The organism is Gordonia sp. NPDC003504 (assembly GCF_053587995.1).
Genome location: NZ_JBSFPC010000024.1, coordinates 22802 through 29957, shown reverse-complemented (window position 1 = coordinate 29957; position 7156 = coordinate 22802). Strand labels below are relative to the sequence as shown.

The following is a 7156-nucleotide window of genomic DNA, read 5'->3' as shown; positions in this document are numbered from 1 at the left end:
CCGCTCCTTCAGCTCAACGCTGTACTTCCGTGGTGCTGCCATACTCTCCATCCTTCACAGATTCGAGAGCCTCCGACAAACCCGGGGCGATTCATTCTCGACAGGCAATGTCGAGCACGACACGGTGGTACTCGTTCACGGTTTCCCTGACGACCGCAGCGTGTGGGACGTTGTCTCCGACCTGAGTCGCGACCACCATGGTGGCTGGGGGAACGGTGACGGCCCATCTGATCACGCATCAGGACTCGATTCTCCCGGTTGAGCTGAACTTCCCTCCGCCGTTGATCGAGCCCGCTACTGACCCATCGACGTTTGAATACAACTGGCAACACCTGACCTAATGCCTCCAACCTTCCAGATCCCGCGAAGTTTCCTGCCATCACCAAGAAGATCCACTCTGTTGGCTGAAAGACCATTCCGTTGGGCGTCTCCCCGTACCCCACCCTCTCGAACGTGCGTCGTGCGAATGCCGCGTGGCGATTCCGGGTATTCAGTTAGTCGTATTCGGCCCGGAACCAGGCGACGAGAAGTACGAGCAATCCCGCGACCCCGGCCGCGATTGCGATGGTCACCCCGTCCCGATTCGACAACAGGGCAACAACGCCCACGCCGAGCACACCCAGAACGACGCCAGCGAGGCCAGTCAGCGACCAAACCGACGCGCCGAGGCGCCGACCCATCCTGGCGAGGACCTCACGTCCCGTCGGGGCGTCGTGGGGAATTCACATTGTCACCGGGGAGGGAGAACACCCGACAGTCTTATGGCCGACGTGTGACACACCAGGTCAAAGACTCACCGCGTGGGCGCGTTGCGCCTGAACCAACGGGCACGTAGTGGGCACAAACGACGATGACCAGCACATAAGTGCTGGTCAGAACGTCGGGCTGACAGGATTTGAACCTGCGACCACTTGACCCCCAGGCATCGAAAGGGTGTTCGCCCATGTTCTTGGGCGTCTCATCTTCCGTTGCGCTGCAATGATTCTCGACATGAGCGAACGTGAGGGGACATCGGCGTACATCGGCGATTTTCGAAGCTGGTTGGGGTCAGAATTGGGGTCACCCCGTCAGTTTCCCGATGGCTTCGTAGTGGTGCAGCCGGCCGCGGATCATGTGTTGCTCGATGCTGCCCTCGACGTCGAACTGTCGGCCTTGCCAGGTGATGCGCATGGTGGTGTCGTCGGGGTCGAAGGTGGCGGTGCGGGACATGGCGAGTTGGTAGCGCTGCACGACGACGAGACGACCTTGGTCGAGTTTCTGGTCGGTGTCGAGCGGCCACACGTCGGCGGGCACGGTCTGGTCAACGAAGTCGATGATGTCGTTGCCCCAGTCGTCGGTGCCGGTGACGATCGTGGTTTGCAGGATCACGGTGTCGTGGAAGATCATTGTGCCTTTTTCCGGTACCTGTTGAGGACGAACAGTTCGGCCAGCGTCCAGCCGGTGAATCCGCCGTTGACGGCGACGGACCCGGTAGTGGTGTTGATCTGCTCGGGATTGGCGACCAGGCGGGCAGTCGCGGTGGTGATGACCGCGGCGATGTCGTCGGCGGGCTCGCCATCGGTGAAGCCTTGTCCTCGGGTGTAGGCGCGGGCCATCGCGGTCACGATGGTGACGTGCTGGTCGGCCAGGGCGGCGAGTGTGAGGTCGTCGCCCTGGCCGAGGAATGCAGCGATGTCGGCGCCGGTCGGCGCGCCCATCAGGCGGCCGTGAGGATGGTGACGGCCTTGGGCTGCAACAGCGCGAGGTCGTAGCGGGCGACGACACGCAGGGCTACTTCGTCGGTGTCGAAGTAGCGGGAGCTGTCGACGGTGATCGACGGGCTCATGTCGCGGGCGATGGCGACGAGGTTCATGTCCGCGAGTGCCGCCTTGCCGGTGGGGATTTGAGCGGTGACGGTGACGGGCACACCGAACAGGACTTCCTGCCCGGCCATCGTGATGTCGGGTTGCAGGATGTAGCGGCCGTCGGTGTCCTTCACCTTGCGGATGGACAGGTAGTCGGCCGGCGACAGGAACCAGCGGTTGGGCTTGACCTCGTTGGCTCGGGCGACGCCGATGCCGTCGAGCAGGCTGTCGGGGTCGTCGGCGTCGAGGGTGCCGGTGGCGACGCCGGTCTGGTTGAGCAGACCCTTGATGGTGTTGGAGGTGCCCGCGCCGGAGAACAGTGCGACGTCGAGCGCCTTCGCGGTGTCGGTCACCAAGCGCTGCTTGAGGATCGAGTCGAGGGACTGCGCCGAGGACCGCAGCACCTCAGCGGTGACGCGCGAGATCACCTTGAGGGACTTGAGGGTGCTCGGGAGCATGGACACCTCGTCGAGGCCGACCGAGGATTCGGGAATGGTGGCGCCTTCGGCGACGAACCCGACGGTCAGGCCGGAGCTGATGCGCGGGATGCGGATCGGGCCGTTGGTGTCGATGATCTTCGGACCGGACGCGAGGAACACGGACTCGGATTCGAGGGGCTGCACCAGCAGTGATTGGATCTCGGTCTGTTGCAGGGTGGGGAAGGTTGCGGTGGTCTGGGTTGCCACGATGGTCTCCTGGAAGTGCGGAAGGGGGTTGGGCACCTTCGCCACCAGGACGAATCAAGGGGACTTTCACCAGGAAAGTCCCCTTGACTGTATCTCACATTGTGGGAACTACACGTGTCCGCGCATGATCGCTGCCAGGTCCACCGTCGTCGCCGAAGCGGTGGCGCCTTGGCCGATGTCGCCGGTGATCTTGCGGGCGGCGAGATGCGGCTTGGCGGTGAGTAGTTCCCCGATGGCCTGTGACAGGTTTCACCGACTTCGAGGTGCGCTTCATCGAACGCGAGATCGGTCGGATCGTGAAGGCGCCCATCGGCTTCGACCAGCGCCCGGTGCAGGCGGTGGGCGAGTTCGTCGGCGCGCTGGGCACGCTGACGGTACTTGCCGTTCTCCTGGCGCAGTTTCTCGACGTAGGCGCGGTCGAAGCTGTCGGGCTCATCTGGGGGTGAGTCCGGCTCACTCTCAGAGTCGGGTTCGTCCTGAACCGGCGATAAACTGCAGTCTGCAGTTTTTGATTCTATTGCCGAGTCTTCAAGTACTCCTGTAGTACTTGATTCTTCGGTCACCTGATCCCCTTGGCTCGTGCTGTCGTCCATGTTTCTTTGATCCCTTCTGCGATAACAGGTTTCGGAATGCAGGCGCATCCCTTGTGGTGTTGGAATGGGTGTTCTGCGGGCCAGACGCGGCCCTCTCGCCACCACCAGCGGCAGAGCTGGCAGGCATTCGCCGACAGTTGCCGTGTCCAGCCTCGGGTTTTGCCGGAGCGGATCATCGCGTCGCTGTAGGAGCGGGCGGCGGTCTCGAGTGGTTCAGCACGGCCGAGTCGGGCCACGATCGCCGTCGATACCGGGGAGGCTTCCGCAACATCGAGGACCGTCGACGCGGCCTTGGTGAGCCGGTCGAGGTCGCTGGTTCCCGGTTCCCACCCCTGTGTGGGAACCGGGAACTGCACACCCAACTGCGCCATGACTTCGGCGGCGAACGCGAGGTCCGCGAGCGCAACAGCTTGGCCGTTGGCGGCAGAGACCAGCGACGCGATCACGTGCACCGCTTCGTCACGGGTCAGGGCACCCGACACGAACGCCCGGTATGCGGCCAGCACGCGGCGTTCGGAGTCCTCGGCCAAACGGACCAGCGTGTCCCGGTAGGTCACGACACCAGCTTTCCGAGGTCGACCGACATCGAGTTGAGGGCGTCACCGCGACGGGCGGCCGCGATCTCGGTGACCTCGGTGTCGGAGTAGCCGAGTCGCTTCAGGGCGTAGGAGGCTGGGAGCAGGCCGGCCTGGTAGAGCTTGACCACCGCGTCGGCTTCCTGGGCGATCGAGCGGGTCGCGGCGTCGGCCCAGGTGACCCGGACGTCGACGAGTTGCGGGTCAACACCATCACGGACACCGATCACCAAACGCGCCACGTCCTCCCACGACCGGCCGAACGATGCCTGCCGGGCCTCTGCACGCGCGGTCAGTGATGCCTCGGCGGCACGCAACGCATCGGCGCTGGCCGGGGTGTCCCCCAGTTGCCCGATGTAGTGCGCCGGCAACGCCGAGACGGCCATGATCTGACCGAGCAGCACATCAACAGCCGAGCCGTAGCCGTCGAGGTTGGCGGCCTCAAGCTGACCGAACTTGGCGGTGTCATTCTCCGAGATCATCGCCCGGTTACCTTCGGGGATCGGATTGACCGCTTCAGTCTCGCCGGTCGGGTTGCCGTCGTCGTCGAGAACGTCTTCTTCTTCCAGCTCGATGCCGGTGGCCCAGCGGCGGGGCCGGCCGACGTACTCGGAGGTGACCAGCATGTCGCTCAAGAGTTTGTTCAGCGCGTCGACGAGCGGGCGTAGGTCGTCGATTTCGGATACACCGTCGTCGAGCAGTCGGTCTGAGTTTTTCAGCCGCACAACCGGCACGACTCCGAGCGGGTTCGCCAGCGTCTCGACCACGGTGAAGCCTGCGGTGGTTGCGCCGGTCTGTTCGGCCCGTAGCCGGATGATCTCGGTCGGCAGGTACACGACGGCCTCGGTGGTCTTGGCTGTCTCCCACCGTTTGACAGCGGCAGTGATCCGACGAGTACCAGGATCGGTGAGGACCGCAACCTGTTTCGCCGATTCGACGGTCACCTTCGGTCGACCGAACTGGTCTGCCCACACAATGACGTAGCTCGATCCGAGTAACAAGGCTTCCCGGTGAGCGATCCCGGAGTCTTGGTCGAGATCGTTACGCAACCAATCCGGCCACACGTCGGCCCCGGTGAAGCCGGTAACCCGCAGGCGCTCAGCGAGACTCGTGACGGCCAGCCGAGGCAGGTTCGTCGCCAGCCGTCCGAACCTGTCACCGAGTGCCCGACGAGACTCCGGTGACAAGAACGCGAGCGGTTGTGTGCCGGTGTAGTAGCGGTCGAGCTCGGCATACCGTGCCGAGGGTTCTTCGATCTTCTGCAACAGGGCGGTGAGTAGGTCGTCGTTCATTTGAAACTCCTTGTCTTGCTTCGTTTTTTTTGGGTTGCGCGCCAGGTAGCGCGACTATGGGCCATGACCAGACACGCGGCCAGGTCAATCTTTCGGGCCGACCGGGATCGGCTCGCCTTGCTCAGTCGGATACCGCGGGCATCCTCGACGATCACCGCGGCCGCGACATGCTCGGCCAGGGTCGTATCGCCTGAATGGGTCAGCCGGCCGTTGATGGCCGCCGAGAACAAGTCAGTGGTGGCCGCGGTCAGTCGGGCCGGTGAGTGCGGGAACTCGACGACCGGAAGGTTCTCCGATTCGAGGATCTGCAAGGTTCTGGTCCACCGGAACGGGTCCGCGATGATCTCGACGACCCGCCATCGCTTGCACGCCTCCCGGATGGTCTGCTCGACCTCGGCGACCGGCACGCGGTAGTTCTCGTCATTCGGCGGTTTCTGCCACACACGGATCTTGTCGACGTGGGGCTCGGCGCTCACCGTGGCCACCAGCAGTGCTGTGGTGTCGTCGGAGAAGCTGCCGTCCAGGGCGACCACGACGTCGGCACCATCAGGCACCGGCTGGCCGGTACTGAGTGACTCCCATACGCCGGCCGGCAGGAACTGGCCATCGGTGTCGACCGAGAACTGGCACAACCGGGCACGCCGGAACGTGGCCTCGCGTGTCTTCGGCGGCAGTAGGGCCACCAGGGCATCCCGATGCAAGAAGTCGTCGAGCGCCGGATTGGCCAACTCCCAGCAGTGGGCGCAGTCGACAGGGTGATCCTCGAAGCCCGCGGCTGAGTACTCGCGCCACACCAGACTCTTGTCCTCTGGATGCTCCGCGGCATAGTTGCGCAGATCCGCGAGCACCTGATTGTTCGGGTCCGGTCCGGGTGTCCCGATGGCAATCAGCGTCGATCGTTCCCGCTTGCCCTGTGCCAGGCTCAACACCTCGTAGGCGTCCCTGTTCGCCACGCCGGCCTCGTCGAGGATCGCCAGCGTGTAGTCGAGACCTTCGAGGGACGCCGGAGACGCTGGCAGGCAATGGAAGTAGGAGTCGGTCGTCGGCCAATACAGTTTCTCCTTGAAGACCTGCACCCTGGCCGACAGTTCGTCATCGAGCTCGACCATGCGGCGAGCGATATTGAAGACGATGCCGGCCTGGCGCTCATCGACGGCCACCACACAGACCACGGCACCCTCACCATCGGTGAAGAACCGATAGAGCCCGTACGCGGCGACCAGCGTGCTCTTTCCTTGCCCTCTCGGAAGCATCCAGCCAGCCGTGCGCGGCATCACCTCGGCATCCTCGACCGAACCGATCAGATCGAGCTGCCAATCCCGCAACCGCAGAGCCTTCTTCGCGTTCGTGCCCTTCGGCACCTTCACGAACTTTTCTGCGAACGCCGAAAAACGCTTCGATCCTGTTGATCTGGGCCGGAACGGTAGCGGTGTGTCGTCGACCTTCGCCTTGGGACCGGCCTTCACCGATACCCCCCAGGGGTGTGTAACGCGCTCTGAGCCTTGCCTTCGGGCGGCTGACCTGCGCTTTTGCCCCATCCCCCCAGGTGTGCGTCCTTCGCGGAGTTGCAGGAGCGGCACAGGATGTCGAGGTTGTCGAGGTCGTAGGCGAGGTCGGGGCGTTCGGTGAGCGGCACGATGTGGTCGACGGTGAGGTCTTCTCGGGCACCGCAGGTGGAGCAGAACGGTTGCATACGGCGGAGCTTGCGGGACAGCTTCTTCCATCGGGTGGTGTTGAGGTGCACGGCATGTCGGCCGGCGCTGGACTTGTGGTTTTGGTGTTCGGGGCAGCGAGAACGGGCCGAGGGTTCGCCGCACACCAAGCATGGCTTCACGGCCGGTTCCCGATCTGGCGCACGAGATCCCTGAGCGTGGCGTCGAGCGCGTGGCCGTCGTCGCTGTCGGGATTGCTGACCGCGGTCAGTAGCCGGGTGAGGATCGAGTGGAGCTGTACCTCGTGGCCTTCGCGGGTGTCGAGGGTCAGGCAGCAGGGGCCAGCCTCGGGGTCGGTGAAGGCGATCTTGACTAGCGGCACGGGCTCACCGGTCGGGGTGACGCCGAGTCCGAGGCCGACGGTCAGGCCGGTGTCATCGGGTCGCAGGTTCAGTTCGTCGGCCGGGCTGTCGGAGATGCGTTGGGCGAACGGGGTCATGGGTTGCCGCCTTTC

Annotated in this window: 9 protein-coding genes; 1 reads left to right on the top strand and 8 read right to left on the bottom strand. The window is 64.2% G+C overall.

The features are described from left to right. Positions 1-1059 precede the first annotated feature (1059 nt). From ACWDPV_RS23780 to ACWDPV_RS23770, 3 genes are read right to left on the bottom strand one after another with little or no spacing between them, the layout of a single operon-like run. Positions 1060-1386 (bottom strand): phage head completion protein, encoded by a 327-nt coding sequence (locus tag ACWDPV_RS23780; protein WP_449744943.1) that lies wholly within the window; start codon positions 1384-1386, stop codon positions 1060-1062. Further along, complete coding sequence (locus ACWDPV_RS23775; RefSeq protein WP_449744942.1) at positions 1383-1697, bottom strand: hypothetical protein; 315 nt, start codon at positions 1695-1697, stop codon at positions 1383-1385. Before ACWDPV_RS23775 ends, ACWDPV_RS23780 begins: the two co-directional genes overlap by 4 nt. Continuing rightward, on the bottom strand, positions 1697-2566 hold the full coding sequence (locus ACWDPV_RS23770) for a phage major capsid protein (RefSeq protein ID WP_449744941.1): 870 nt from the start codon (positions 2564-2566) through the stop codon (positions 1697-1699). Before ACWDPV_RS23770 ends, ACWDPV_RS23775 begins: the two co-directional genes overlap by 1 nt. 203 nt (positions 2567-2769) lie before the next feature. Here ACWDPV_RS23770 and ACWDPV_RS23765 point away from each other — a divergent pair, with 203 nt between their 5' ends. Further along, positions 2770-2976 carry a hypothetical protein gene (locus tag ACWDPV_RS23765; RefSeq protein ID WP_449744940.1) on the top strand — a complete coding sequence of 69 codons (207 nt, stop codon included), beginning with the start codon at positions 2770-2772 and terminating at the stop codon, positions 2974-2976. Positions 2977-3089: 113 nt separating this feature from the next. Here the strand turns inward: ACWDPV_RS23765 and ACWDPV_RS23760 are convergent, their stop codons facing one another. From ACWDPV_RS23760 to ACWDPV_RS23740, 5 genes are all read right to left on the bottom strand, one after another. Next, the gene (locus ACWDPV_RS23760; protein WP_449744939.1) at positions 3090-3680 is read right to left on the bottom strand and encodes a hypothetical protein; all 591 of its coding nucleotides are present in this window, start codon (positions 3678-3680) and stop codon (positions 3090-3092) included. Next, positions 3677-4990: a phage portal protein gene (locus tag ACWDPV_RS23755; protein ID WP_449744938.1), complete on the bottom strand. Its 1314-nt coding sequence runs from the start codon at positions 4988-4990 to the stop codon at positions 3677-3679. Before ACWDPV_RS23755 ends, ACWDPV_RS23760 begins: the two co-directional genes overlap by 4 nt. Next, positions 4987-6456, bottom strand: coding sequence for a terminase large subunit domain-containing protein (locus tag ACWDPV_RS23750; protein ID WP_449744937.1), 1470 nt, complete (start codon positions 6454-6456; stop codon positions 4987-4989). Before ACWDPV_RS23750 ends, ACWDPV_RS23755 begins: the two co-directional genes overlap by 4 nt. Then, positions 6453-6734 carry an HNH endonuclease gene (locus tag ACWDPV_RS23745; RefSeq protein ID WP_449744936.1) on the bottom strand — a complete coding sequence of 94 codons (282 nt, stop codon included), beginning with the start codon at positions 6732-6734 and terminating at the stop codon, positions 6453-6455. The genes ACWDPV_RS23750 and ACWDPV_RS23745 overlap by 4 nt, the downstream gene beginning before the upstream one ends. 86 nt (positions 6735-6820) lie before the next feature. After that, complete coding sequence (locus ACWDPV_RS23740) at positions 6821-7141, bottom strand: hypothetical protein (RefSeq protein WP_449744935.1); 321 nt, start codon at positions 7139-7141, stop codon at positions 6821-6823. Positions 7142-7156: the final 15 nt, after the last annotated feature.

What these genes read in the sequence shown, in the direction of transcription:
- ACWDPV_RS23780 (WP_449744943.1), bottom strand. Translation starts at nt 1,386, where the DNA reads ATGATCTTCCACGACACCGTGATCCTGCAAACCACGATCGTCACCGGC.
- ACWDPV_RS23775 (WP_449744942.1), bottom strand. Translation starts at nt 1,697, where the DNA reads ATGGGCGCGCCGACCGGCGCCGACATCGCTGCATTCCTCGGCCAGGGC.
- ACWDPV_RS23755 (WP_449744938.1), bottom strand. Translation starts at nt 4,990, where the DNA reads ATGAACGACGACCTACTCACCGCCCTGTTGCAGAAGATCGAAGAACCC.
- ACWDPV_RS23740 (WP_449744935.1), bottom strand. Translation starts at nt 7,141, where the DNA reads ATGACCCCGTTCGCCCAACGCATCTCCGACAGCCCGGCCGACGAACTG.